The organism is Catenuloplanes niger (assembly GCF_031458255.1).
Classification (GTDB): domain Bacteria; phylum Actinomycetota; class Actinomycetes; order Mycobacteriales; family Micromonosporaceae; genus Catenuloplanes; species Catenuloplanes niger.
Genome location: NZ_JAVDYC010000001.1, coordinates 1,794,513 through 1,819,480, shown reverse-complemented (window position 1 = coordinate 1,819,480; position 24,968 = coordinate 1,794,513). Strand labels below are relative to the sequence as shown.

General features: G+C 72.2%; 23 protein-coding genes. 14 read left to right on the top strand and 9 right to left on the bottom strand.

Features of this window, described 5'->3' with window-relative positions; genetic code table 11:
- Positions 1–160 precede the first annotated feature (160 nt).
- The 3 genes from J2S44_RS07880 to J2S44_RS07870 all read left to right on the top strand — a co-directional run bounded on the left by J2S44_RS07880 (position 161) and on the right by J2S44_RS07870 (position 3,148).
- Positions 161–766 carry a TetR/AcrR family transcriptional regulator gene (locus J2S44_RS07880; protein ID WP_310410291.1) on the top strand — a complete coding sequence of 202 codons (606 nt, stop codon included), beginning with the start codon at positions 161–163 and terminating at the stop codon, positions 764–766.
- 104 nt (positions 767–870) lie between these two features.
- A complete protein-coding gene (locus J2S44_RS07875; protein WP_310410289.1) occupies positions 871–1,953 on the top strand; it encodes a Gfo/Idh/MocA family protein in 1,083 nt (360 codons plus the stop codon).
- A 10-nt stretch (positions 1,954–1,963) separates the two neighbouring features.
- A complete protein-coding gene (locus J2S44_RS07870; protein ID WP_310410287.1) occupies positions 1,964–3,148 on the top strand; it encodes an MFS transporter in 1,185 nt (394 codons plus the stop codon).
- 1,535 nt (positions 3,149–4,683) lie between these two features.
- Here the strand turns inward: J2S44_RS07870 and J2S44_RS07865 are convergent.
- The 3 genes from J2S44_RS07865 to J2S44_RS07855 form a co-directional block, all read right to left on the bottom strand.
- The gene (locus tag J2S44_RS07865) at positions 4,684–5,631 is read right to left on the bottom strand and encodes an alpha/beta hydrolase (protein ID WP_310410285.1); all 948 of its coding nucleotides are present in this window, start codon (positions 5,629–5,631) and stop codon (positions 4,684–4,686) included.
- 138 nt (positions 5,632–5,769) lie between these two features.
- The gene (locus J2S44_RS07860) at positions 5,770–6,435 is read right to left on the bottom strand and encodes a response regulator (RefSeq protein ID WP_310410283.1); all 666 of its coding nucleotides are present in this window, start codon (positions 6,433–6,435) and stop codon (positions 5,770–5,772) included.
- The gene (locus tag J2S44_RS07855) at positions 6,432–7,676 is read right to left on the bottom strand and encodes a sensor histidine kinase (protein WP_310410281.1); all 1,245 of its coding nucleotides are present in this window, start codon (positions 7,674–7,676) and stop codon (positions 6,432–6,434) included. Before J2S44_RS07855 ends, J2S44_RS07860 begins: the two co-directional genes overlap by 4 nt.
- Before the next feature lie 163 nt (positions 7,677–7,839).
- On the opposite strand from J2S44_RS07855, the gene fabG reads away from it, so the two are divergent.
- From fabG to J2S44_RS07825, 6 genes are all read left to right on the top strand, one after another.
- The gene (gene fabG / locus J2S44_RS07850; RefSeq protein ID WP_310410279.1) at positions 7,840–8,547 is read left to right on the top strand and encodes a 3-oxoacyl-[acyl-carrier-protein] reductase; all 708 of its coding nucleotides are present in this window, start codon (positions 7,840–7,842) and stop codon (positions 8,545–8,547) included.
- 27 nt (positions 8,548–8,574) lie between these two features.
- Positions 8,575–9,342: an enoyl-ACP reductase FabI gene (gene fabI, locus J2S44_RS07845; protein ID WP_310410277.1), complete on the top strand. Its 768-nt coding sequence runs from the start codon at positions 8,575–8,577 to the stop codon at positions 9,340–9,342.
- A gap of 114 nt (positions 9,343–9,456) precedes the next feature.
- Positions 9,457–10,536 (top strand): ferrochelatase, encoded by a 1,080-nt coding sequence (locus J2S44_RS07840; protein ID WP_310410275.1) that lies wholly within the window; start codon positions 9,457–9,459, stop codon positions 10,534–10,536.
- 35 nt (positions 10,537–10,571) lie between these two features.
- Complete coding sequence (locus J2S44_RS07835; protein ID WP_310410273.1) at positions 10,572–11,354, top strand: HAD-IIA family hydrolase; 783 nt, start codon at positions 10,572–10,574, stop codon at positions 11,352–11,354.
- Between the two features lie 50 nt (positions 11,355–11,404).
- Positions 11,405–11,794 (top strand): Asp23/Gls24 family envelope stress response protein, encoded by a 390-nt coding sequence (locus J2S44_RS07830; protein ID WP_310410272.1) that lies wholly within the window; start codon positions 11,405–11,407, stop codon positions 11,792–11,794.
- Positions 11,795–11,803: 9 nt separating this feature from the next.
- Positions 11,804–12,268 carry an Lrp/AsnC family transcriptional regulator gene (locus J2S44_RS07825; protein WP_310410270.1) on the top strand — a complete coding sequence of 155 codons (465 nt, stop codon included), beginning with the start codon at positions 11,804–11,806 and terminating at the stop codon, positions 12,266–12,268.
- Positions 12,269–12,368: 100 nt separating this feature from the next.
- Here the strand turns inward: J2S44_RS07825 and J2S44_RS07820 are convergent, their stop codons facing one another.
- Positions 12,369–13,172 (bottom strand): DUF3097 domain-containing protein, encoded by an 804-nt coding sequence (locus J2S44_RS07820; protein ID WP_310410268.1) that lies wholly within the window; start codon positions 13,170–13,172, stop codon positions 12,369–12,371.
- A 116-nt stretch (positions 13,173–13,288) separates the two neighbouring features.
- On the opposite strand from J2S44_RS07820, the gene J2S44_RS07815 reads away from it, so the two are divergent.
- On the top strand, positions 13,289–14,092 hold the full coding sequence (locus J2S44_RS07815; protein WP_310410267.1) for an Rv1486c family protein: 804 nt from the start codon (positions 13,289–13,291) through the stop codon (positions 14,090–14,092).
- Positions 14,093–15,616: 1,524 nt separating this feature from the next.
- Here the strand turns inward: J2S44_RS07815 and J2S44_RS07810 are convergent.
- Positions 15,617–16,936, bottom strand: coding sequence for a serine hydrolase domain-containing protein (locus J2S44_RS07810; protein ID WP_310410265.1), 1,320 nt, complete (start codon positions 16,934–16,936; stop codon positions 15,617–15,619).
- Positions 16,937–17,140: 204 nt separating this feature from the next.
- Here J2S44_RS07810 and J2S44_RS07805 point away from each other — a divergent pair, with 204 nt between their 5' ends.
- From J2S44_RS07805 to J2S44_RS07795, 3 genes are read left to right on the top strand one after another with little or no spacing between them, the layout of a single operon-like run.
- Positions 17,141–17,614: an NfeD family protein gene (locus tag J2S44_RS07805; RefSeq protein WP_310410263.1), complete on the top strand. Its 474-nt coding sequence runs from the start codon at positions 17,141–17,143 to the stop codon at positions 17,612–17,614.
- Entirely contained in the window at positions 17,615–18,727 is a 1,113-nt protein-coding gene (locus J2S44_RS07800; protein WP_310410261.1) for an SPFH domain-containing protein, read from the top strand.
- Between the two features lie 40 nt (positions 18,728–18,767).
- The gene (locus J2S44_RS07795) at positions 18,768–19,598 is read left to right on the top strand and encodes a hypothetical protein (RefSeq protein ID WP_310410259.1); all 831 of its coding nucleotides are present in this window, start codon (positions 18,768–18,770) and stop codon (positions 19,596–19,598) included.
- A 16-nt stretch (positions 19,599–19,614) separates the two neighbouring features.
- Here J2S44_RS07795 and J2S44_RS07790 read toward each other — a convergent pair whose 3' ends face one another.
- Positions 19,615–20,415 (bottom strand): TrmH family RNA methyltransferase, encoded by an 801-nt coding sequence (locus tag J2S44_RS07790; RefSeq protein ID WP_310410257.1) that lies wholly within the window; start codon positions 20,413–20,415, stop codon positions 19,615–19,617.
- Between the two features lie 56 nt (positions 20,416–20,471).
- Here J2S44_RS07790 and J2S44_RS07785 point away from each other — a divergent pair, with 56 nt between their 5' ends.
- Positions 20,472–21,269 (top strand): N-acyl homoserine lactonase family protein, encoded by a 798-nt coding sequence (locus J2S44_RS07785; protein ID WP_310410255.1) that lies wholly within the window; start codon positions 20,472–20,474, stop codon positions 21,267–21,269.
- Here J2S44_RS07785 and J2S44_RS07780 read toward each other — a convergent pair.
- The 3 genes from J2S44_RS07780 to J2S44_RS07770 form a co-directional block, all read right to left on the bottom strand.
- Positions 21,259–22,185, bottom strand: coding sequence for an endonuclease/exonuclease/phosphatase family protein (locus J2S44_RS07780; protein ID WP_310410253.1), 927 nt, complete (start codon positions 22,183–22,185; stop codon positions 21,259–21,261). The two genes, J2S44_RS07785 and J2S44_RS07780, sit on opposite strands and share 11 nt — an antisense overlap.
- A gap of 72 nt (positions 22,186–22,257) precedes the next feature.
- Positions 22,258–23,028, bottom strand: a complete 771-nt coding sequence (locus J2S44_RS07775) for a sulfite exporter TauE/SafE family protein (protein WP_310410252.1) — start codon at positions 23,026–23,028, stop codon at positions 22,258–22,260.
- A 25-nt stretch (positions 23,029–23,053) separates the two neighbouring features.
- Positions 23,054–24,694: an amidohydrolase gene (locus J2S44_RS07770; protein ID WP_310410250.1), complete on the bottom strand. Its 1,641-nt coding sequence runs from the start codon at positions 24,692–24,694 to the stop codon at positions 23,054–23,056.
- Positions 24,695–24,968: the final 274 nt, after the last annotated feature.

The window sequence follows — 24,968 nt, the reverse complement described above, 5'->3', positions numbered from 1 at the left end:
ATGATCCCTCGTGTCGATATGAGTCCGACCACTTGTGGGCCGATCGGTCCAGAACGCTAGCACATCGGGACCGCTCGGTCCTATAGTCTGTGGCGAGAGATGACATGGCGGCCGTGAACTGGGCGGCGCCGTACTGGATCCGGATCAAGGAGATGCCGTCATGGCTGATTCCCCGAACGCGGCGTTCGGCCGCCCGCGCGAGTTCGACCTCGACGAGGCGCTGGAGCGTGCCATGCAGGTGTTCTGGGCGCGCGGGTACGACGGCGCCAGCCTGTCCGATCTGATCGGCGCGATGGGAATCACCAAGTCGAGCATGTATGCCGCTTACGGCAACAAGGAGCAGTTGTTCCGCAAGGCTCTGCAGCGCTATGCCGAGGGGCCCGCCTCCTACGCGACCCGAGCCTTGAAGGAGCCGACCGCCCGGGCGGTGGCCGAGACGTTCCTGCGCGGAGCGGTCCGCACGGTGACGACCCCCGGCAGGCCGGTCGGGTGCATGTCCGTCCAGGGCGCACTCGCCTTGAGCGAGCAGGGGCGCGCCGCGCATGACGTGCTCGTCGACTGGCGCAACGATGCCGGCGTCCGTCTTGAGGAGCGCTTCCAGCGCGCCGTCGACGAGGGTGATCTTCCCGGCGGCGCCGACCCGAGGCGCTTGGCCCGCTTCATCATGACCACCGGCTTCGGTCTTGCGGTTCAGGCCGCGAACGGCCTGGCCACCGAAGACCTCGACGAGATCGTCGACACGGCCCTGTCCAACTGGCCGTCGTAGCGACTCCGAACATCAAGTAACGCCCCCGGCCGTCCTGGCCGGGGGCCGGGGTTCACGCGTCCCTTTTGTGGACCGATCGGAACATAAATGGAGAGGGGAAAAGGATGAAACACACCATCGGTGTCGGCATCGTCGGCTTGAGCGCCTCGGGGGGCTGGGCGGCGGGAGGACACCTACCGGCCCTGTCCGCGGTCGACGGTCTCGAACTGACGGCCCTGGTGGCAAGCTCGGACGCCTCGACCGGCGCGGCCGGCGCCAGGTACGGGGTGCCCGCGTACTCGTCGGTCGACCAGCTCGCCCGGGACAAGAACGTCGACCTTGTCGTCGTCGCCGTGAAAGTGCCCCGGCATCGCGAGCTCGTGCTGCCCGCGCTGCACGCGGGCGTGCCTGTGCTCAGCGAGTGGCCGTTCGCTCTCGACCTGCCCGAGGCCGAAGAGATGCGGCGCGCCGCCGGCGCAACGCCGACCTTCGTCGGGCTGCAGGGACGTTCCTCGCCCACCTTCCGCTGGGTGGCCGACCTCGTTTCCGGCGGATACGTCGGAGAGGTGCTGTCCGCGACCGTGGTGGCGTCCTCGTCGGAGTGGGGCACCCCGGTCTCCGAGCGCATGCGCTACACCCTCGACCACACGCTCGGGGCCACGATGCTCACCATCGCGTTCGGGCACGCCATCGACCTCGTGTCGATGGTCCTCGGCGAGTTGCAGGACGTGGTCGCCACCACCGCGGTCCGCCGGCCCCGCATCCCCCTGGGCCGCACCGGTCAGACGGTCCCGATGACCGCCGAGGACCAGATCGCCGTCTCCGGCACGCTGCCCGGTGGAGCCGTGCTCTCCGTTCATCATCGGGGCGCAACAGCGTCCGGCCCCGGCTTCTCGCTGCTGATCGACGGCACGGACGGCGTCCTCGAGATCACCGCACCCAACCATCCGCACCTCAGCCCGGTCACGGTGCGTGGCGCGCGTGGTCATGCCCGGCCGGCGGTGCTGACGCTGCCCGACGGCTACGACGCCTACCCCCACCTCGCCGGCACACCGATCCACACGCTGACCCACGCGTACGCCGCGATCCGCGACGACCTTCGGATGGGCACCGCGACCGCACCGGACTTCGCCCATGCCGTCACCCGCCACCGGCTCCTGGACGCGATCGTGCGGTCCGCCGCCGATGGCCGCCGGATCCAGCTCTGATGAGGAAGCCATGAACACCACCACCGCACCCCCACAGAAGCCGGCCACACACCGGCACGGCTGGGCCGGCGTCGTATCCCTGAGCCTCGGCGTGTTCGCCCTCGTCATGGCCGAATTCCTGCCCGCGAGCCTGCTCCCGTATATCGCCGACGACCTTGGCGTCACGCCGGGAGCCACGGGTCAGGCCGTCACCATGACCGCCGTCACCGCCGGCTTCGCCGGACTTCTCCTCCCGGTCGCGCTACCCCGGTTCGACCGGCGTCATCTGATGCTCGTGCTCACGGCGGGCGCGATCGTCTCGAACCTGCTCGTGGCGGTGGCCCCCCATCTAGGCGTGTTGCTCGCCGCCCGCGCCCTGTTGGGTGTCGCCCTGGGCGGATTCTGGGCTCTGGCGATCGCGGTAACGGCCCACCTGGTACCTCGGGATCACCTCGGCCGGGCCGTGACCGTCGTCAACAGCGGCGTCGCGCTCGCCACCATCGCTGCGGTGCCGCTCGGAACCTGGCTCGGTGAACTCTGGGGATGGCGTCCGGTCTTCCTCGCCGCGGCTACGGTCGCAACGCTCGCGCTGGTCGTCCAAGCCGCGACACTGCCCACCATCGCCTCCCGCACGGCAGGAGGCCTGCGTGCCCTCCGCTCGACGATGCGCTCCGGCTTCCTGCTGGCCGGACTGTTGGCGATTCTGCTGATCGCCGCCGGACAGTTCACCGGTTACACCTACATTCGGCCGGCTATCGAAAGTCTGCCCGCCATCGATGCCGGCGGCATCGCCGTACTGTTGCTCATCTACGGAATCGCCAACGTCATCGGCACCGCCCTCAGCGGCATCTTGGCCGACCGTGCCCTGCGGATCGCCACGCTGGTCTTCCCGGCCGCGCTCGGAGCCGGGATGCTCGCCTTGACCTTCACCGCCGGCTCGATTCCCGCCCTGGTCATCTCTGTTGCCCTGTGGGGCTTCGGATTCGGCGGAGTCCCCACCACGGCGCAGACCTGGGGAGCTCGCGTCGAGCCGCAACGACTCGAGCCAGTCGGCGGGCTGATCGTGACCGCATTCCAGATTGCCATCGCCCTGGGCGCTGTCGTCGGCGGCCTGCTCCTCGACAACATCGCGCCCACCAGTCCCCTGATCGCCGGCAGTATCGTCACCATTGCCGGCGCCTTACTGCTGACCAGCCTGCGCCGACGACGTGGATGAGTCCACCTCTCATCAAGGCGTATCGACGCAGGCAGTCTTGCCGCGTCGGTGGCCGGACTGTCTTTCCTTCATCCGCTCGGACACGACAACAGTGTTTCGGTATCGAGTCGACTCGATACCCGAAATTTCGGCATATGTGAGTACTGGCAAGCGCAGTAGCGCGGTCTTCCCGCCGCCGCGGCCGTCCGCCCGTGAGCGGGTGATGCACGCGCCGCCATTCCCGCCCCCGCCGTCGCGTCCACCTGCTTGAACGCGTCGTGCCCAGTGCGGTTTCTTCGCGCGTCCCGCGCAGACCGCCACCGCCTGGCTGCCCCGCCTGCCGTCGACCACCCCTCGGGGTGCAGATCATCGCCGGGTCCGCCACCACCACGCCAACCGCCACCACACCACGCGAATCGACAGGTCTGGCCACCGCCCAGCCCTCACCGATGTGACCAAGGCCGGCGGGCCCGGCGATGATCTGCTCGGCTCGGCCTGGAAGACGGCAGACGGGCAGCCAGGCACGCCCCGCCCCACCCACGAAAAAACAGCCGGGCCGGTGACCCCGAGCCGGCTCGAACTCCGCTCTCTCCCCGAAGCGCGAGGCCTGCCGGAGGCGCCCTGCACCGCACCAGCGAAACAAAACTAGCCTCCTAGGAAGACCTACACGCTGTGCGCGAGGCAGCCGCGAAAAGCGTTCTTCCTGTCCGCCCGAGTGGATCAGGATGCGCCCGTGGATGCCGGCCTGGACGCGGAAGATTCTGGCCGGTTGCACGCGGTGGGCTGTTCGCGGCGGAGGCCAAGGACCGTGGTGTGTTCGTCGGCTGGTTCGGGTGCCGAGCGCGGGGGTGTGCGGTACGAGATCCCCCGGGAGTGGTGGGGCGGCTTCGGTGCGGGGACGCCGTTCGGCGTCCCCATCGGGTCAGCTGGGGGTGGCGCTGGCGAGGACGAACAGGGTGACGACCCAGGCGGTGGCCAGCATCAGGCCGAGCGGGGCTACGTAACGGCTCATGGTGGTGTCTCCGGCGGCGACGAGCCCTGCCGGCGCGGCGGGGCCGCGGGGTGGCAGGGGGAGATCAACGCGCACACGCTCCCGGCGCCCGTGGCGGCGCGACACGCACACGGGCGGAGGCCCGGCCCCGGGAAGTGGGGGCGGGATGGTGTCAGGAAGCGGTCACCGGGTCAGTCGCTGAATGGAGACGCCGGGAGCGGCGTCAGCGGAACTGACGGGTGGCCCGGCTATGACTGGGGGGATCGCTATCTCGCATAGCAATCACCTCCCGCAGTCGTTCCGGACCGAACCGAGGCCACCTTACACCCGTTGCGCGCGACCGTGTTTGACCATCCGGTGAACCCGGGGGTCGTGTCGCGTATGGACGGCGTGTGCGGGGCGAGCGGCGGCCGGCGCGCGTAACGCCAGCTCAACGGGTTGGATTCCCGGGACGAGGACCGGCCAAACCTGTCGATCTTTGATCCACGTCACGAACGGTGATCAACACCGAGCGTGACCGTTGTCCGATCATGGACAACGGTCACCGCAACCCGATCGTGACGTGTCAGTGCGCGGCCACGGTCGGCAGCGCGAGCGCGGCCACGGCGGGGAGCGTGGGGGAACCGGCGGTCAGGTAGGCGTCGTGCACGGTGGACGGTGCGGTGGGCAGCGGGAGCGCGCCGAACGCGGGTGCGGACGGCGGGGTGCCGTGACCGAAGCCGAGCAGGCTCCCGGCGGGCACGCGGGCGATCCAGTCGGCGCCGGATCGGGCGGCCCAGACGCGTACCCCCGGGAAGTCGGTGGCCTCGGCGCCGCCGATGCCGGGCGCGCCGAGCGCGACCAGGTCGGTGACCGTGGGGGCGCCGGCGCGGACGGCCAGGCCGGCCACGATCGCGCCGTAGCTGTGACCGACCAGCGTGACGGGTACGCCGGGGCGGGCACTGCCGAGCGCGGCCAGCAGCTCGGTGAGGGCGCGGGCGCCGGAGCGGGCCACCTCCTGGCGGGCGGCGGAGACGCCGACGCCGTCCGGTGGGTCGTAGCCGAGCCAGGCGACGACCGCGACGCGGGCGTGCGGGTCGCGGGCGAGCGCGGCCCGGTGGATCGCGCGGGCCTGGACCGCGGGGGCGCGCCGGGCGACGTCGCCGAGGCCGCGGGTGAACGTGCCGAGCGTGGTGGCGACGCCGGGGACGACGACCGTGATCCGGGCGGCGGTGGTGAGGTCGCCGACCACCTCGACGGCCTGCCCGTCGCCGCGCGGGTCGAAGCCGAGGAACGTGCGGCCGGCCCAGGTCGCGTAGGGCGGCCCGGCCGCGCGCATCGACGCGGTGCTGAGCGCGTAGAGCCGGTCGACGCGGAGCGCGCACTCGGGTGCGGTGGCGCAGCCGGCCAGCGTTCCCGCGATGGTGGCGGCCATCCGGGGCCGGACCCGGCCGGGGTGGTGCGCCGGCAGCATCGGCAGGTGTGCCCACAGCACCACGGCGACCAGGGCGGTGATCAGCATGCGTCCCGTCATGGCGGTCCTCTCCTCGCTGGAGAGGACACCGTGCGGTGCCGGCCGCGGGTGTCTCGTCCCTCCCCAGAGCCGCCTTTCGACTGGCTTTCCGGAGGTACGTGACCGAATCGTGATCCGTTCACCACGGCCGGGGTAGTACTACTCGCCGGGGGAGATCAACCCGGTCTCGTAGGCGAGCACGACCGCCTGGGCCCGGTCGCGCAGGCCGAGTTTGCCGAGGATGCGGCCGACGTGGGTCTTCACGGTCTGCTCCGCGACCACCAGCTCGGCGGCGATCTCGGTGTTCGAGCGGCCGCGCGCGATCAGCCGCAGCACCTCGGTCTCCCGGGCGGTGAGCGCGTTCAGCGCGGTCGGGCGCGGCCGTTCCCGCGGTGCCGGGCGCGCGGTGAACTCGGCGATCAGCCGGCGGGTGACGGACGGGGCCAGCAGCGCCTCGCCGGCGGCGACCACCCGCACGGCCTGCACCAGGTCGGCGCCGGGCGCGTCCTTGAGCAGGAACCCGCTGGCACCGGCGCGCAGCGCCTCGAAGACGTAGTCGTCCAGGTCGAACGTGGTCAGGATGAGCACCTTGGGCCGGTCGGCGCCGGGGTCGGCGAGCAGCCGCCGGGTCGCCTCCAGCCCGTCCATGACCGGCATGCGGACGTCCATCAGCACCACGTCCGGGTCGAGCCGGCGGGTCTCGGTGACGGCCTGCTCGCCGTTCGCGGCGGAGCCGACGACCACCAGGTCGGGCTGGGCGGCGAGCAGCGCGCCGAAACCCTCGCGCACCATCGCCTGGTCGTCGGCGATCAACAGCTTGATCAAGGAACCTCCACGGCCAGGGGAAGGGTGGCGGACACCTCGAAACCGCCACGGGACGGCATCGCGACGAACGTGCCGCCGAGAGCCTGCGCGCGCTCCCGCATCCCCATCAAACCGTGCCCGGATCCGGCGGGCGACAGCGACGTGGAGCCGGCCGGTGCCGGCCCGTTCGCCACGGTGACGCGCAACGCGCCGTTCTCCGGGAAGACCGTCACCCGCACCACCGCGCCCGGCGCGTGCCGGCCCGCGTTCGCCACCGCCTCCTGCACGATCCGGTACGCGGCCAGCGACACCGGCTCCGGCGGCGCCGGCTCGATCTCGTCCGTCTCGAGCGTGACCGGCATGCCGGCCCGGGACGCGGTGGCGATCAGCGTGGGCAGGTCGGCGAGCGTGGGCTGCGGCGTCAGCTGCGGGTCGTCCGGGCGGCTGGTGCGCAGCACGCCGAGCAGCCGCCGCATGTCGGCCAGCGTCTCCCGGGCCGCGTCGGCGATCGCGGTGAACTCGTCGCGGGCCGGGCCGGGCAGCTCGGCCAGCCGGTACGGGGCGGTCTCCGCGCGTACCGCGATCATCGACATGTGGTGGGCGACCACGTCGTGCATCTCGCGCGCGATCCGGGCTCGTTCCTCCAGCACCGCGCGCTGTGCCCGGGCCAGGTCGGTGATCTCCTCCTGCACCTCCAGGCTCTGCTGGGCGCGGGTGCGCCGCCGCACCTGGTCGCCGAGGACGATCACGACGAGGAACAGCAGCCAGACGACGAACGCGTTGTTGTCCGGCGTGAAGCGGAAGCAGGGGATCGCCATCAGCAGCGCGACCCAGAGCGCCGTGCCGCCGGTGGCCCGGGCCGAGACGACGCCGAACACCAGCAGCAGGACGAGGACCTGCACCGGGTTCCACGGCCAGTCCCCGTTCTCCCGCTCGACCCAGAGCGCGCCGATGAACGTGCCGGCGTACGCGAACCGCCACGCGATCACCGGCCGCCAGAAGACGAACAGCAGTGGTGCCGTGCCGGACAGCGAGAGCAGCGTCGCGATCTCGACCGAGAGGTCGCGCTGCGTCTGCAGATAGGCCGCGCCCCCGGCGGTCAGCGCGACGATCACCACCAGCCCCGGCGGTACGAGCCAGGGACGCGTCCGGGCCCACCGCGAGCCCGGCCGCGGCGGCGGGAACGGGTAGTCCGCACCGGCGACGAGGCGGCCCAGGTCGCGCAGCGGGGCGGGCCGGCGGAAGCGTGATGCGGAGGGCACACGGGCAGGCTACGGCGGGTGACGGCCCGGTGTCGTGCCCCTCCGGTGCTCATACCGTGGTATGACCCGGCTCACCGGCGCCGATGGTTACCGTTTACCAATCGGTAGCACCTAGGCTCAGCCCGACCGCCCGCCGACCGGCAGGCCGAGAGAGGGAGTGACCGTGGCGCGCACGGTGCTGGTGACCGGAGGCAACCGCGGGATCGGGCTGTCCATCGCGCAGGCCTTCGCCAAGCAGGGCGACCGGGTGGCGATCACCCATCGGGGTTCCGGCGCACCCGACGGCGACCTGTTCGGCGTGCAGTGCGACATGACCGACCCGGCCTCGATCGACGCCGCGTTCACCCAGGTCGAGGAGAAGCTCGGCCCGGTCGAGGTGCTGGTGGCGAACGCCGGCATGACCGCGGACACGCTGTTGCTGCGGATGACGGACGAGCAGTTCACCGACGTGGTCGAGACGAACCTGACCGGCGCGTTCCGGGTGGCCAAGCGCGCCACGCCGAAGATGGTCCGCGCCCGGTGGGGTCGCATGATCTTCATTTCCTCCGTGGTCGGCCTGTCCGGCAACCCGGGCCAGGTCAACTACGCGGCCAGCAAGGCTGGCCTGGTCGGCGTGGCCCGGTCGATCACGCGGGAGCTGGCGTCGCGCAACATCACGGCGAACGTGGTGGCGCCCGGCTTCATCGACACCGCGATGACCGACGTGCTCTCCGACGAGCGCAAGGCGGAGATCCGCAAGCAGATCCCGCTCGGCCGGATGGCCACGCCGGAGGAGGTCGCGTCCGTGGTGACGTGGCTGGCGAGCGACGGCGCGGTCTACGTGACCGGCGCGGTCATCCCGGTCGACGGCGGCATGGGCATGGGTCACTGAACCACTTCTATAAAGGGATAACGAACAGTGTCTGGATTGCTTGCGGGCAAGCGCCTGCTGATCACCGGCGTGCTCACCGATCAGTCGATCGCGTTCTCCACGGCCAAGCTCGCGCAGGAGGCCGGCGCGGAGGTCGTGCTGACCGGCTTCGGCCGGCTGTCGCTGGTCGAGCGCACCGCGAAGCGCCTGCCCAAGCCGGTGCCGGTCATCGAGCTGGACGTGTCGAGCAAGGAGCACCTGGACGGGCTGGCCGACAAGGTGCGTGAGCACGTCGACGGGCTGGACGGCGTGGTGCACTCGATCGGCTTCGCGCCGCAGAGCTGCCTCGGCGGCGGGTTCATGGACGCGCCGTGGGAGGACGTGGCCACGGCCGTGCAGGTCTCCACGTACTCGTACCCGGCGCTGGCCAAGGCCTGCGCGCCGCTGATGGCGCCCGGCTCCGGCATCGTCGGCCTCACGTTCGACGCGACCGTGGCCTGGCCGGTCTACGACTGGATGGGCGTCGCCAAGGCGGGCCTGGAGTCGGCGAACCGCTACCTGGCGCTGCACCTCGGCAAGGACGGCATCCGCAGCAACCTGGTCGCGGCCGGCCCGCTGCGCACGATGGCCGCGAAGTCCATCCCCGGCTTCGAGCAGTTCGAGGAGGAGTGGACCAAGCGGGCCCCGATCAAGTGGGACCTCTACGACACCGAGCCGGCTGCGAAGGCGATCCTGGCGCTGCTGTCCGACTGGTTCCCGGCCACCACCGGCGAGATCATCCACGTCGACGGCGGATTCCACGCGATCGGCGCCTGAGGCGGGAGCCATCAGCGGGTACGGCTGACGTCGTACCCGCTGATGGTGTTGTGTTTGTCGCGTTTCTGGGGGCTGCCGCCGAACGGCGCGGGTGAAGCGGGCAGACTGGGGGCCGTGGGTTACGACGCGTTGCTGGTGATGTCGTTCGGCGGGCCCGAGGGCCCCGATGACGTGATGCCGTTCCTGGAGAACGTGGTCCGGGGCCGTGGGGTGCCGCGCGAGCGCCTGCTCGCGGTGGCCGAGCACTACATGCACTTCGGCGGCGTGTCCCCGATCAATCAGCAGTGCCGCGAGCTGATCGCCGCGCTGACGGCCGACTTCGCCGCGAACGGCCTGGACCTGCCGATCTACTGGGGCAACCGCAACTGGCATCCGATGATGGCGGACACGCTGGCCCAGATGAAGGCGGATGGGATCAAGAACGCGCTCGGCTTCGCGACCAGCGCGTACGGCGGCTACTCGTCCTGCCGGCAGTACTGGGAGGACATCGAGAAGGGCCGGGCCGCGGTCGAGGGCGCGCCCGAGATCCACAAGCTGCGCCAGTTCTGGGACCACCCGGGCTTCGTCGAGCCGCACGCGGACGCGCTGCGCGACGCGCTGGCCACGCTCGACCCGGCACGCCGGGCGACGACCCGGATCGTGTTCACCGCGCACTCCATCCCGAACTCGATGGCGGCCACCGCGGGCCCGACCGGCGGGCGGTACGAGGCGCAGCTGAACGAGACCGCCGCCCTGGTGGCGGAGAAGGCCGGCGCCGGCCCGGAGTGGGACCTGGTCTGGCAGAGCCGCTCCGGCCCGCCGCAGGTGCCGTGGCTGGAGCCGGACATCAACGACCACCTGGCCGAGCTCGCCGAGAAGGGCGTCACGGACGTCGCGGTCAGCCCGATCGGCTTCGTCTCCGACCACCTCGAGGTGGCCTGGGACCTGGACAACGAGGCCAAGGAGACCGCGGCTGAGCTGGGCCTGGGCTACGCCCGCGCCGGCACCCCCGGTCACGACCCGCGCTATGTGACCATGGTGCGCGAGCTGGTGCTGGAGCGGCTGTCCGAGCCCGCCACCGACGGTGTCCGGGCGCCGTTCACCGCGCCCGAGCCGGTCTGTGTGTCGGCTCCGGGGCGGCGGTTGGGCAGCATCCCGGTGTGGGACTACTGTGCGGTGGACTGCTGCAAGCCGCCGGCGCGTCCGGCTCGATGAGCTTCCGTGGTGTGATCTTCCCGAGGGAGAGGCCGATGGGTGCCGAGCGCAAGCCGGTGGAGAGCTGGCTGACCGACATGGACGGCGTGCTGGTGCACGAGGGCCAGCCGGTGCCGGGCGCGCCCGAGTTCATCAACCGGCTGCGGTCGTCCGGCAAGCCGTTCCTGATCCTGACGAACAACTCGATCTACACGCCGCGGGACCTGCACGCGCGGCTGTCCCGGATGGGTTTCGAGGTGCCGGAGTCGGCGATCTGGACGGCCGCGCTCGCCACCGCGCAGTTCCTGTCCGACCAGCGGCCGGGCGGCACGGCGTACGTGATCGGTGAGGCCGGGCTGACCACGGCGATGCACGCGGTCGGCTACATCCTGTCCGACTACGACCCGGACTACGTGGTGCTCGGCGAGACCCGGACGTACAGCTTCGAGGCGATCACCAAGGCCGTCCGGCTGATCAACGACGGCGCGAAGTTCATCTGCACGAACCCGGACCCGACCGGTCCGTCCGTCGAGGGCGCGCTGCCGGCCGCCGGCTCGGTCGCCGCGATGATCTCCAAGGCCACCGGGGTCGACCCGTACTTCGTGGGCAAGCCGAACCCGATGATGATGCGGTCCGCGCTGAACACCATCGAGGCGCACTCGGAGACGACCGCGATGATCGGCGACCGGATGGACACGGACGTCCTCTGCGGACTGGAGGCGGGACTGCACACGATCCTGGTGCTGTCCGGCATCTCGGACGAGGTGGAGGCGGACCGCTACCCCTACCGTCCGTCGCGTGTGGTCAACTCCGTCGCGGACCTGATCGACGAGATCTGAGAGATCCTTGTAGGCTGCCCCCGGACTTTCGCAGACCAGGGGAGATGCACATGACCGACGTTGCGGACAACGGGGCCACGCGCGGCACGACCAGCGTGGACGACGAGGTCGTCGAGAAGATCGCGGCCGCGGCCGCCCGGGCCGTGCCGGGCGTGACCGACCTCGGCGGCGACGTGGCGCGCTTCTTCAACACCGTGTTCGACCGGGTCGGGCTGGACTCGGTCGGCGACGCCACCCGCGGCGTCAACGCGAAGATCACCGGCACCGCCGCCGAGATCAACGTCGTGCTGGTGATCGAGGCCGGCTCGGTCGTCGCGGACGTGACCGAGGCCGTGCGGGTCGCCGTGATCGAGGCGGTCGAGAAGTACGGCCTGACCGTGTCCGCCGTCAACGTGAAGGTCGACGACATCGAGGTCGGCGGGGCCACCCCGTCGGTATAGTCCTATGCTGTGCCGAATTTCGATACGGTGAACCGGCGCCTGCTCGCTGAGCTGCAGCGCAACGCGCGACAGACGAACCGCGAGCTGGCCCGGATCATCGGCACGGCCGAGTCCACCTGTCTGGAACGCGTGCGGCTGCTGCACGCGGACGGCGTCATCACCGGCCACCATACCGAGGTCGACCTGCCCGCGCTGGGCCGCCCGGTGCAGGCCATCATCGGCGTGCGCCTGCAACCCAAGACCCGGGTGGCCGTCGACGAGTTCCGCGCGCTGGCGCTGGCACTGCCGGAGACGATCGCGGCCTTCCACACCGCGGGCGCCGAGGACTTCCTGGTGCACGTGGCCGTGCCCGGCACCGGCGAACTGGACTCGTTCGTCCTCGACCGCCTCGCCGCGCACTGGGCCGTCGCGGAACTGCGCACCACGCTGGTCTACCAGCACTCCCGCCGCCGGCCCGTCGAGCCGCTGCTCTAGGTTTTCGCGCGACCACGCCGGAACCGGCAGGGAGGCCGCCCGCGGCCGACCGGTGCCCGCGGGAGCATGCGGAAACCGGCCACGCCGGAAGCGGGAAAATCTATTCCTGGATCGTGACGAAGTCGATCAGGCGCTCCATCGAATTGATCAGCGGTGTCTCCAGGTCGCGGTAGCTGCTGACCGAGGTCAGGACGCGACGCCACATGTCCTGCGGGGTGGCGACGCCGAGCGCGGCGCACACACCCTCCTTCCACGACACGCCACGCGGCACCTCCGGCCAGGCACGGATGCCGACCCGCTCCGGCTTCACGGCCTGCCAGATGTCCACGTAGGGGTGCCCGGTCACCAGCACGTGCGGCGACGTCACGGACGCGACGATGCGGCTCTCCTTGGAGCCGGGGACCAGGTGGTCGACGAGCACGCCGAGGCGGCGCCCGCTGGACGGCCGGAAGTCCGCCACGGCCGCGGCGAGGTCGTCGATGCCGTCCAGCGGCTCCACGACCACACCCTCGATGCGCAGGTCGTCGCCCCAGACCCGTTCGACGAGCGTGGCGTCGTGGATGCCCTCGACCCAGATGCGGCTGGCCCTGGCGACCTGTGCGGGCACGTCCGCGACCGCGATCGAACCGGACGCGGTCAGTCGGCGGCCCGGCCCGGCCTGCTTCGCGACCGGACGGGTCAGCGTGACCGGCACGCCGTCGAGCAGGAACGCGGCCGGGTCGAGCGGGAAGTTGCGGCGGCGGCCGTGCCGGTCCTCCAGCACCACCGCGCCGTACTCGAAGCCGACCACCGCGCCGCAGAAGCCGGACGACACGTCCTCCACGACCAGGTCGAGTTCGGCCTCCACGACCGGGATCGTCCTGCGGCGGCGCCGGTTCCCGGCCAGTACGTCCTCCCCATACATGGTCAGGACGGTAACCCGCTCACGTTTGCGGAACCATCACCCACGCCGTGGTCGCGTGACGTTCTCGACAGTGCGACGCGCGACATTCGTCGTACCCACGCCGTACCCTTCTCTGCATGTCCCCCACCGCAGGCGCCACGACGCTGGTGGCGCGCCGGTCGACCCGGTTCACGGCCTGGGTGCGCGCCTGGCGTGCCGGCCTCGTCCCGTTCGACGACCTGGCCGAGGAAATCACCAGTTTCGCCCCCGACGAGGAGCACCTGGCCGCCGACGCCCCCGGCACCTGGTCCGACGTCGCACTCAGCGCCGCGCTCCCCGCGTTCGCGAAGGTGCACCCGGACGAGATCCGCCTGGTGCTGCCGGTCCCCGGCGACCCGCGCGGGCTGCCCGGCCCCGGCGAGTTCACGAACGCGGCGCTGCTGGCCGGCGAGGGCATCGTCGCCCGAGGCTTCGGCCTCGTCCCGGAGGTCCGCACGCACACCTCCGGCTCCGGCGTCACGTTCTCCACCGTGCTGTGGCGCTTCCACCCGCTGCCCGCGACCGCCCCACGCGCCGCGCTGACCGAGCCGACCGCGGCCGAGGCCGAAACCGACCTGTCACTCGCGCTGGCCGAGGCGACAACCGCGCTGACCCGGCTGGACGTCGCCGCGTGGAAGCCGGAACTGGCCGGCGCACTGGCCGCGCTCCGCAAACCGGACGCCGGCACCGACCTGCCGGCCGGGTTCGACCCGCGGGCACGCCGCCTCTACGCCCGCGCGTCCGTCCTCGACCGAGTGCTGGCGCTCGCGTCCACGGCCGCTCCCGGCGGCGCGGTCAACAACTTCGAGGCCCAGCAGCGCGACGCGGCCCTGCGACCCCTGACCACCGCCTGCCGCCGCGCCCTGGTCGCCGCCTGCAACGCGCCGCTGGCACTTCACTAGCGTCATTTCCCGCTTCCGGCGTGGGCACGTCCCGCATGCTCCCGCGGGCACCGGTCGTCGCCGGCGCTCCTCCCTGCCGGTCACGCGGTCGGCCGCGTGCAAACCCCTGCCGTCCTGAGCCCGTGAAAGGCGCCGCCTTCTCGGTCCCAGCCGGGCCGCCGAGGCGAGCGCGGCGATCTTCGTCTCCTGGGCGGGCCGCTGAGGTGAGCGCGGCGATCTTCGCCTCCTGGCCGGGCCGCGGAGGTGAGCGCGGCGGGCTTCGTGTCCCGGCCGGGCCGCTGAGGGGAGCACGGCGTCAAGGGCCGCGGAGGCCTTTATGTGGCGCCAGGCCTCTGTGGTCAGACGCGATGCGGCGGAGTTCCGCCGCATCGGGTCGTGAGGTTCGCGGGCCGCGAGAGCAGCACAGATGCCACGGCCTGGTGGCAACGGTTGCCGCCGGCTGGCGGGCCTGGGAGGGCGGCGGCGGGTGCTGTGGCGGCCGGGTTGCGAGGGTTGCCGGCGGTCCGCGGGCCGAGAAGGGCGGCGGCGGTGGGTGCCGTGGCGGCCTGATTGCGAGCGCTGCTGGCGGTCGGCGGGCGGAGAAGGCGGCGGCGGTGGGTGCCTTGGCGGCCGGGTTGCGAGGGTTGCCGGCGGTCCGCGGGCTGGGATGGCGGCGGCGGTGGGTGCCGTGGCGGCCGGGTTGCGAGGGTTGCCGGCGGTCCGCGGGCTGGTAGGGCGGCGGCAGAGGGAGCCGTGGCGGCCGGGCCACGAGGGCTGCCGTGCGGTCGGCCGGCAGGTCGATCGCGGCGGGTGTTGTGGCGGTTGGGTTGCGAGGACTGCCGGCGGTGGCCGGGCCGAGCTGCCGTGGCCGCGTGGTGGCCGGGTGTGAAGGTGGCGGACCGCAGGGCCATCGGGCACGTTTTGCCCGAAATATCGCTATATCTCGCCCGGCGGTCGGCTTCGCTCCCTGAAGAACGCGGTCACCTCGTGCTGAGCGATCAATCAGGTGGGCGAAAAGTAGGTCAACTTCGATATTGGATCTATCTTTTGCTCACCTGATTGATCGCTCAGGAACGGGGATGCAGGATTTGCGGGATTGCGGGATTGCGGAAAACGCTCGGCGGAGCGAAGCGGGGCGGAGGCCGCGCCTTCTGTGGCGGTTTCGCGCACGCTCGCCCAGGCGCGTCAACGGCCACACGCCACAGCGGCCACAAACGCCACGGCGGCCGGAGCGGTGGCGGCCGGAGCGGTCACGGCGGTCACGGCGGTCGTAGCCGCCACGGCGGCTGGAGCGGCCACGGCGGCTGGAGCGGCCACGGCGGCTGGAGCGGCCACGGCGGCTGGAGCGCGGTCACGACGGCTGGAGCGGTCGCGGCGGCTGGAGCGGCCACGGCGGTCGTAGCCGCCACAGGAGCCGGAGCGGCCGGTGCCGCCCAGCGGCCGGAGCGGTCGGGATGCGGCCGCGACCGTATCGCGGGGGTGTCCCGGGTGGACGGGAAGCGGCGAACGCCTCGGTGCGGGGAGCTGTGGTGTTCGTGGTGGTCGTCAGGTGGGGGAGCGGGTGAAGACGGCGGTGGCGATGTCGAGGGACGATACGGCGCCGGAGTCGTCGAGGATGGGGGTGAGGAATTCGCCGGCGTTGGAGCCGGTCTGGCCGCGCCACCGGGTGGCGGACTCCTGGCGGAAGTGCCACGCGTCCCGGTCCGGGAGGGTCACGCACGTCATCCGCAGCTCGGCCGCGTCGGCCTGCCAGGTGATCTCGTACTCGCGGCCCATCCACCACCAGCGGCCGCACAGCGGCAGCGCCGCGTCCGGGGGTGGTGCGCCGGCGGCCCGCCACGGCCGGGGCAGCGGGGGTTCCAGGTCGAGGACCGCGGTGAGCGCGTCCGTGGTGACCGCGCGCAGGCCGCCGGGCGTGGGCATGGTGTGGGCGTTGGCGAACGCGACCACGCCGGTACGGGTCGGGCGGTGCACGGTGAGCTGGGCGGCGTAGCCGGGCATCGAGCCGCCGTGGCCGGTGAAGACGCGTTCCCCGACCCGGAACAGTTCGACGCCGAGCCCGTGGCCGTGCGTCCAGGACTCGAGGTCGCTGAGCGCGACCGGCGCGCACATCTCCGCGACCGTCTCCCGGGACAGCACGGTGGGCACCGGATCGGCCAGGAAACCGGCCCACTTGGCCAGGTCGGTGATGGTCGACCAGAGCTGCCCGGCCGGGGCCATCGCGCCGGCGTCGAGCCGCGGCTCCTCGGTGAGCGTGTGCCGCCACGGGTGCACGACGTGACCGCGGGCGAACGGCTCGACCGGGTGGTACGTGGTGCGCTTCATGCCGAGCGGGTCGATCACGCGCTTGGCCAGCAGTGACGACCAGGTCTCGCCGGTGACGCGCTGCAGCACCGCGCCGAGCACGCCGTAGGCCAGGTTGGAGTAGTGGTACGCCCGGTACGGCGGCCAGGAGATCTTCTCGAACGACAGGCCCTCGATCAGCCGTTCCGTGTCGCCGCCGGTGGTGCGCGGCCACCAGTCGCCGTCCGGTTCGCGTTGCAGGCCGGCCACGTGCGCGAGCAGCTGCCGCAGCGTGACGCCGCCGATCGAGGTGCCGGGCAGGTGCCGGTAGACGAGGTCGTCGAGGGAGAACGCGCCCTCGTCGCGCAGCTGCATGACCATGGCGGCGGTCATCGTCTTGGTGATCGCGCCGATCCGGTACTGCGTCTTGGCGTCCGGGCGCGGCGCCTCGCCGGCGCCGGTGAAGCAGGCCAGTGCCCGGTCCCGGACCACGCCGAGGACCAGTGACGGCACCCGGCCGGCGGACTGCGCCGACGTGACGATCTCGGTGACCCGCCGACTGGTTTCCGGCAACAGCGACACGTGAACTCCGTTTCGGGCCCGGCGGTCGGATTTCTTTCGTTAGGCTTTCGTCATATTCGACCGCCCGCAGTGCGGTATATTCCCGCCAATCTAACGCATTTCCGGCGGCCGGGATGTTGCCGCGCGGTCCAGTATGTAGATGCAATGAACCATTCAAGATCCGCAGCGTTCGCGGTACGTGCGCGGGCGTGACACGATCAGTTCGTGGAGCCCTTTCTGTGGATCGCGCTCGGCGCCGTTCTGGCCGTCGCCGAGATCTTCACGGTGTCGCTCTTCCTCATCATGTTCGCGGTCGGCGCGTTCGCCGCGGCCGGTGCCGCCGCGCTCGGGTTCGGCGTGGCGGTGCAGCTGGCCGTGTTCGCCGGCGTCTCCGCCGCCACGGTCGCCGCGTTCTGGCCGGCCGTCCGCCGGCACCGGCTCGGCGGCGCGGGCGGCGACGATCCGCACCACTTCGACGCGCACGGTGTGGCGGGCGAGACCGCGCTGGTGCTGGAGCGGGTCGACGGCGAGCACGGCCAGGTGAAGATCGGCGGCGAGCTGTGGAACGCGCGGCCGCTCGACGACACCGAGTCGTACGAGGCCGGTGAGCGGGTGCGAGTGATCAGAGTGCAGGGAGCGACCGTCTACGTCTGGCGTGAGGGGATCGGCCCGGCCGCCCGGACGGAGTTGGAGGAATAGGTGGAGACAATCATCGGCGTGCTCATCGGCGCCATCGCCCTGATCGTGGTGGTCACGCTCGCATCGGCCCTGAAGATCGTGCCGCAGCAGCGGGAGTACATCGTGGAGCGGCTCGGCCGCTATCACCGCACCCTGACGCCGGGACTCAACCTGCTGGTGCCGTTCATCGACCAGGTCCGCACCAAGGTGGACGTGCGCGAGCAGGTGGTCAGCTTCCCGCCGCAGGGCATGATCACCTCGGACAACCTGAGCGTCTCGATCGACACGGTGCTCTACTTCAAGGTCGTCAACTCCTCGGACGCGACGTACCAGATCGCGAACTTCCTGCAGGCGATCGAGCAGCTGACCGTGACCACGCTGCGCAACGTGATCGGTTCGTTCGACCTGGAGCGCGCGCTGACCAGCCGCGAGGAGATCAACCGGCACCTGTCCGGCGTGCTGGACGAGACGACCGGCCGCTGGGGCATCAAGGTCACCCGGGTCGAGATCAAGGCGATCGAGCCGCCGTCCAGCATCCGCGACTCGATGGAGAAGCAGATGCGCGCGGAGCGGGACCGGCGCGCCGCGATCCTGAACGCGGAGGGCCACAAGCAGTCCGCGATCCTCACGGCCGAGGGTGACAAGCAGGCGGCGATCCTCAAGGCGGACGGTAACCGGCAGTCGCGGATCCTGGAGGCGGAGGGCCAGGCCAAGGCGATCCGCACGGTGTTCGACGCGATCCACACCGCGAACCCGAGCCAGAAGGTGCTGGCCTACCAGTACCTGCAGGCGCTGCCGCAGATCGCGCAGGGCTCGGCGAACAAGGTGTGGGTGGTCCCGGCCGAGCTGACCAAGGCGCTCGAGGGGCTCGGCGGCGCGCTCGGCGGGCTGGCCGGCACCGCGAACGACGTGCCCGCACCGGCCGCGGCCGGCGTCGCGATCGAGGTCGAGGAGGAGGCCGCCCGGGCCGCCGAGGAGGCCGCCGCGGCCGCCCGCGAGGTCGCGGACGCGGCCCGGGCCGCGGAGGCCGAGGTGAGCGCGCCGGTCGACGCGGACGTGCCGAAGGGCCTGCCGGCGTCGCCGCCGTCCGCGATCTCGGGCCTTTACGAGCCGTCCCGGACGGACAAGGCTTAGCGGTGTGCGGCGCGGACCGGTTCTGATCGGATTTCTGACGGTGGCGGCCACGGCGATCGCCGTGGCCGCCACCGTCGTCCATGTGACGGCCGACCGGACCGGCGTGGCCGAGCCGGCGATCCCACTCGGCGCGGAGCTGGTGCAGCACCGGACCGACCAGGTGACGCGGACCGTCAAGATCCAGCTCAGCAACCGCGGTGCCACGCCGGTCCGGGTGGTCCGCGCGGAGCTGCGCTCGCCGTCGTTCACCGGTGCCGGGCCGATCGACACGGACACGCTGGTGCTGACCGGCGACGTGCGCACCGACATCCGCATCGGGTACGGCCGGGGTGTCTGCACCGGGCCCGCGCGCTCGCTGACCGCGGAGCCGGCCACGGCCGTGCTGACCGTGCGGGACGGGGACCGTACGCGGGAGGTCGCGCTGCCGTTGCCGTACGCCGGCGAGCTGTTGACCTCGCTGTTGCGCGCGGACTGCGAGCAGACCGAGGTGGCCCGCGTCGCCACCGCCACGCTCACCGGCCTCGCGGAACGGCCGGACGGCGCGCTGGACGCGGTGGTCCGGCTGACCCGGACCGGCGGGACCGAGCCGGTCCGGATGACGGAGCTGCGCGGGAGCATCCTCTACACGCTGACCCCGGTGGGGGAGCGTGCCGGTCTCGCGGCCGGGCAGGCGACCGCGGACATCGCGGTCACGATCGACTCGAACCGGTGCGACCCGCACGCGGTCGGCGAGGTGAAGAAGCCGTACGAGTTCCCGGTCTGGCTCGCGGTGGGTGACGCGCCGGCCGTCCACACGCTGATCGAGGTGCCCGCCGCGGCGCAGGAGATCCTCCTCGGATTCGTCCACCGCCGGTGCGGCCTCCCCGGCTGACGGCACGGCCCGCCGGCTAGTCCGTGCGGGACAGCTCCCAGAACGCCACCGCCGCCGCCGTGGCCACGTTGAGCGAGTCGACGCCGCGGTGCATCGGGATCGCGACCCGCGCGTCGGACGCGGCCAGGGCCCGCCGGGTGAGCCCCGGGCCCTCCGCGCCGAGCAGCACGGCCGGCCGGGCCCGCTGCGCGGACGTCAGGGACTGCAACGGTACGGAGTCCGCCGCCGGCGTCATGGCCAGCAGCGTGAACCCGGCCGCGCGGATCTCGTCCAGCGCGCCCGGCCAGTCCACCGCCTTCGCGTAGGGGATCGCGAACACCTCGCCCATGCTCACCCGCACCGCCCGGCGGTAGAGCGGGTCCGCGCAGTCCGGCGACAGCACCACCGCGTCCATCCCGAACGCGGCCGCGCTGCGGAACAGCGCGCCCAGGTTGGTGTGCGTGTTCAGGCCCTCCAGCACCGCGACGCGCCGGCTCGCGGAGAGCACGTCGGCGATCGAGAGCGGCGGCTTGCGGTGGAACGACGCGAGCACGCCGCGGTGCACGTGGAAGCCGGTGATCGACTCCAGGACCGGCGGCGTGGCCGCGTAGAACGGCGCGTCGCCGGGCAGGTCGGCGAGCTGCTCCACCCGCTTCTCGTCGACCAGCACGCTGCGCAGCCGGTAGCCGGCCCGGACCGCGCGCCGGATGACCAGCTCGCCCTCCGCGATGAACAGCCCGTTCGGCGGCTCCCATTTCGTGCGCAGCTCCACGTCGGTGAGCGCGCGGTAGTCCGCGATCCGGTCGTCGTCGGGGCTGGTGATCTGCTCGGCTGGCACGGGATGGCATTCTTCCAGGCGCCATTTGGGATCCACGTGGTCTATCTTGGGATCCCATGGGAGTACAGCGGATCATCGCACTCACGCTCGGGTGGGAGGACCTGCCCCGGTCGGCCTCCGTGCACGGCGCGTCCCGGACGGAGCGGGTCCGCGAACCCGTACCCGCGCTGCTGCTGGAGCACGACGAGGGCTGGCTGCTGATCGACACCGGCTTCAACACCGCGCTGCTGCGGGACCCCGCGCTGCGCCGCCGCTTCTACCCGAGCCCGAACTACCAGCCGGAGCTGCCCGGCCCCGGCGAGCCGCTCGAATCGTCGTTCGCGGCCGTGGGGATCGACCTGAACGACGTCACCCGGGTCGCGCTCAGCCACCTGCACGTCGACCACGCGGGCGGGCTGAAACACTTCGCCGGGCGGGTGCCGGTGCACGCCCAGCGGGCCGAACTCGACTACGGGCTCAACAACCACCCGGAGCCGGAGCGGTACTCGATGGCCCGCGTCGACTACGACGACCCGCGCATCGACTGGCGGCTCGCGGACGGTGACACGGAGATCGTGCCCGGCGTCACCGCGCTGCTCACGGCCGGGCACACGCCCGGCCATCAGAGCTTCCTGGTGCACCTGGACGGCGGCGGCGGATACGTCTTCGCCTGCGACGCCGCCGACCTCACCGAGAACATCACGCACGAGCGGGCGATCGGGTCGTTCACCGGCGTCACCGCGGACCGGACCGTGGTCCCGATCCGCCGGCTGAAGGAGATCGGGGCCCGGTACGGCTACCCGGTGATCCCCGGCCACGACCCGATCGCGTGGCCGGCGCTCACCGCGGAGCTGGCGGACCGGTTCAGGTCGTGATCGAGACGGTGACCGTGCCGATCACGATGCGGTGGTCGGAGCACGGGCCACCGCAGTCGTTCGAGACGGTCAGCGAGTCACCGTCGTAGGCGCCGGCGATCCGGTTCTCCCGCACGAAGATCAGGTCGATCTTCTTGCCCGGCCCGCACGGTCCGGCCGGCGTACCGTCGTCCTCGCTGTTCTCGCCGTACCCGGGGCAGCGCGAGTCCAGATCGTCCAGCTCCCGGTAGGCGCCGGTGTTGCCCCGGTTGTTCGCCGTGTTCACGCTCGGTGCGTACCACTCGTCGAGGCGTTCGTAGTTCGGCTGCGCGTTGAAGTCACCCGCGATGATCACGGTGTCGCCGGCCGCGTGCCAGGCCTTCACGCGCGCGCGGACCGCGTCGAGCTGCTGCACGTTGATCTCCACGCCGTTGATCTTCTTGTCCAGCGTGGTGATGTGCGTGGTGCAGAAGCGCAGGTGCGGCCGGGCCTCCAGCGGCGCGCAGAGCAGCTTGCGCTTCTCCGCGCGGCCGTCGTCCGGCAGCGTCACCCGGTTCGCCGTACCCATCGGTGCCTTGCTGAACAGCGCGATGCCGGACTGCTCGCCCTCGCAGCCGGTGTCGTTGGTCGACTCGAACCGGGAGAAGTTCTCCACGTCCTGCGGCCAGCCGGAGCCGCGCAGGTTCGACTGGATCGCCTTGTACTGGCTCCAGCACAACTCGTTCAGCGAGGCCAGGTGGGACCCGCGGTTTCGGATCGAGTTGGCCAGCACCGTGATCAGGCCGGTCCCGGTGCTGCCGTCGTGGATCTTCAGGCCCGCGACGTTCCAGTGCCACACGGTGAAGGTCTGGTTGACGGCGGCCGAGGCCGCGGACGCCGGCAGCAGGACGGCGGCCGACATCAGGACAGCAGTCAGCACCGCACGTACGAAACGCATGTCTTTCCCCCGTGATCGCGTTCGACAGTGAACGCATCCTCACATACGGCGATCATGGCGGAAAGGTGTCTTTCAGTTGACGAACAGCGCACGGGCGAGGAGCCAGAGCCCGACCGCGGTCCCGAACGTCACGATCACCACGCGGAGGGCCCGGGCGGGCAGGCGCCGGGCCAGCCGCGCACCCAGGTAGCCACCGACCACCGTGGCCGGCGCGACCACCGCGACCGCGGCCCAGTCGACCGGGCCGAAGATGCTGTAGACCAGCACGGTCACCACGCCGACCACGGCGGAGAGCAGATTCTTCAGCGCGGTCACCCGGGCCAGCGTCTCGTCCAGCACCAGCGCCAGGCCGGCCACCAGCAGCACGCCCAGCGCGGCGTTGAAGTAGCCGCCGTACAGCGCGCACAGGAACACCGCGGTGTGCAGCATGACCAGGCCCCGCCGCGGCGACACCTCCCGCGGATGCCCGACCCGCGCCCGCAGCCGCGCCTGGAACGCCAGTGTCATCGTGGCGCCGAGCACCAGGAACGGCACCACGTAGTCGAACAGGTCCCGCGGCGTGCTCAGCAACAGCACACACCCGCAGGCGGCGCCGGCCAGCGCGGTCGGCACCACCCGCAGCACCCGGCCGCGCTGACCCGCCAGATCCGCGCGGCTGCCGACCACACTGGACGCGTAGCCGGGCGCGACCGACAGCGCGTTGCTCACGTTCGCTGACACCGGCGGGATCCCGATCGCCAGCATGCTCGGAAACGTGATCAGTGAGCCGCCACCGGCGATCGCGTTCACGACCCCGGCCGCCAGACCGGCCACCAGCAGCAGCGCCGCTTCCATCAGCTCCATCGCACCCCGTCCTCACCGAACACCATCAAAATCCCGCCACGGTACGCCGTCCGGCGGCACCGAGACCGCCGTGCACCACCGTGCCCCCGACGATCGTCGCGGTCACCCGGATGTCGCGCAGCGCGTCCGGCTCGACGGCGAGCGGATCGCCGTCGAGGACCGCCAGATCGGCCGGGCCGCCCGGGCGGAGCCGGCCGGTGCCGTGCCCGCCGGTGATCGCGGCCGCGCCCGTGGTGAACAGCGCGAGCGCCTCCGCCGCGGTGATCGCCTGGTCCGGGCCGAGCGGCGCCTCCCGGCCACGGACCCGGCGGGTGCGCGCCTGCCACATGCCGTGCAGCGGCGCGATCGGCGGTCCCGGGCCGTCCGACCCGCCGCCGACCTCGACGCCCGCGTCCAGCCAGGCCCGGAGCGGATTCGCGGCGGCCGCACGCTCCTCGCCGAGCCGGTCGACCAGCCCGGCACCGAAGTCCCACTGCAACGCCGGGTGCGCGGAGACGCGTACGCCCAGGGATCGTGCGGCGCCCATCGCGGCGGCGCCCGGACCCAGGTAGGCGTGGATCAGGTGAAAGCCCAGGCCCGCGATCGGCGTCTCCGCGTCCACCTCGGCCAGCACGTCCAGGACCAGGTCGATCGCGGCGTCGCCGACCGCGTGCACGCCGGCGCCCCGGCCCGCCCGGGCCGCATCCCGGCAGTGCGCGAGCAGCACGTCCCGGCTCAGCGTCTGGTTGCCGTGGTAACCCTCGGTCCCCGGCCAGGGCGCGGACAGCAGCGCGGTGCCGAGCGAACCGCCGCCGTCCAGGAACAGCTTCGTGGGGCCGCGGCGCAGCATGCGCGGGTCCGCACGCTCCAGACCGCAGTCCGCCACGGCCCGGTCCAGCGCGGCGAAGCCGGTGTCCGCGGAGCCGAGCGGCATAGCGGTCACCCGCAGCCGCAGCGCGCCCGCCCGGGCCGCGTCCGCGTAGGCGGCCAGCTCCGGCCCGGCCACCGCCGGGTCCGTCGCGGCGGTGATCCCGTGCACGAGCAGCTCACGCTGGCCGGCCTCGATCCAGGCGCGCCGGTCCGCGTCCGACGGCGGCGGGAGCACGGCACGGACCAGCGCCACCGCCGGATGCTCGACCAGCAGCCCGGTCGGGTCGCCGTGCGCGTCCCGTTCGACGCGTCCGCCGGGCGGGTCCGGCGTGGCCGCGGTGATCCCGGCCAGCCGCAGCGCGGTCGTACCGGCCAGCGCGTCGTGCCCGCGCCGGTCCAGCAGCACGCCCCGGCCGGGCGCGGCGGCCTCCAGCTCGGCCGCGGTGGGCAGGCGGTTCTCCGCGAGATCCCACGGGTCCAGGTCGTCGTCCGCCTCGATCCAGCCGTCGCCCGGGTGCGCGGCCGCGTGCGCGCGGAGCCGTCGCTGGATCTCCGCGATCGAGGTGGCGCCGGTCAGCGACACGCGCGCGGCGCGGCGGCCGGCCCAGAGCAGATGCACGTGACTGTCCACGAAGCCGGGGACCACGGTGCCGGCCACCCGGACCTCCGGGGTCCCGGCCGGCACCGCCCGCCGCACCTCGTCCGCGTCCCCGGTCGCCGCGACCAGACCGTCCGCGATCGCCACCGCCGCGACCCGGGGGCGCGCCGGATCCATCGTCAGCACGTCTCCGACGATCACCAGCCGGCCGGCGCTCATCGGGCGGCCACGCCGTGATCCGGGGCCTGGGCTCGTCATCCGCTCGCTCCGATCGTCACGTGCTTCTGCTCTGCTTACCCGCGGCCCGCGCGCTGCTTACCCGCGGTGCGTGCGTGGCGCTGTCTACTCGCGGTGCCCCGCGTGCCGCTGCTCATCCGCCGGTCGTGCGTGCCGCCTCTCTGCGATGCCGGGGCGTGCCGCGGCGCGGCGAGTGGGTGCGGTGCGCCGGTGGGACCGCGCCGCGGGGCCGTGCCACCGGGGTCGGCGACGCGGC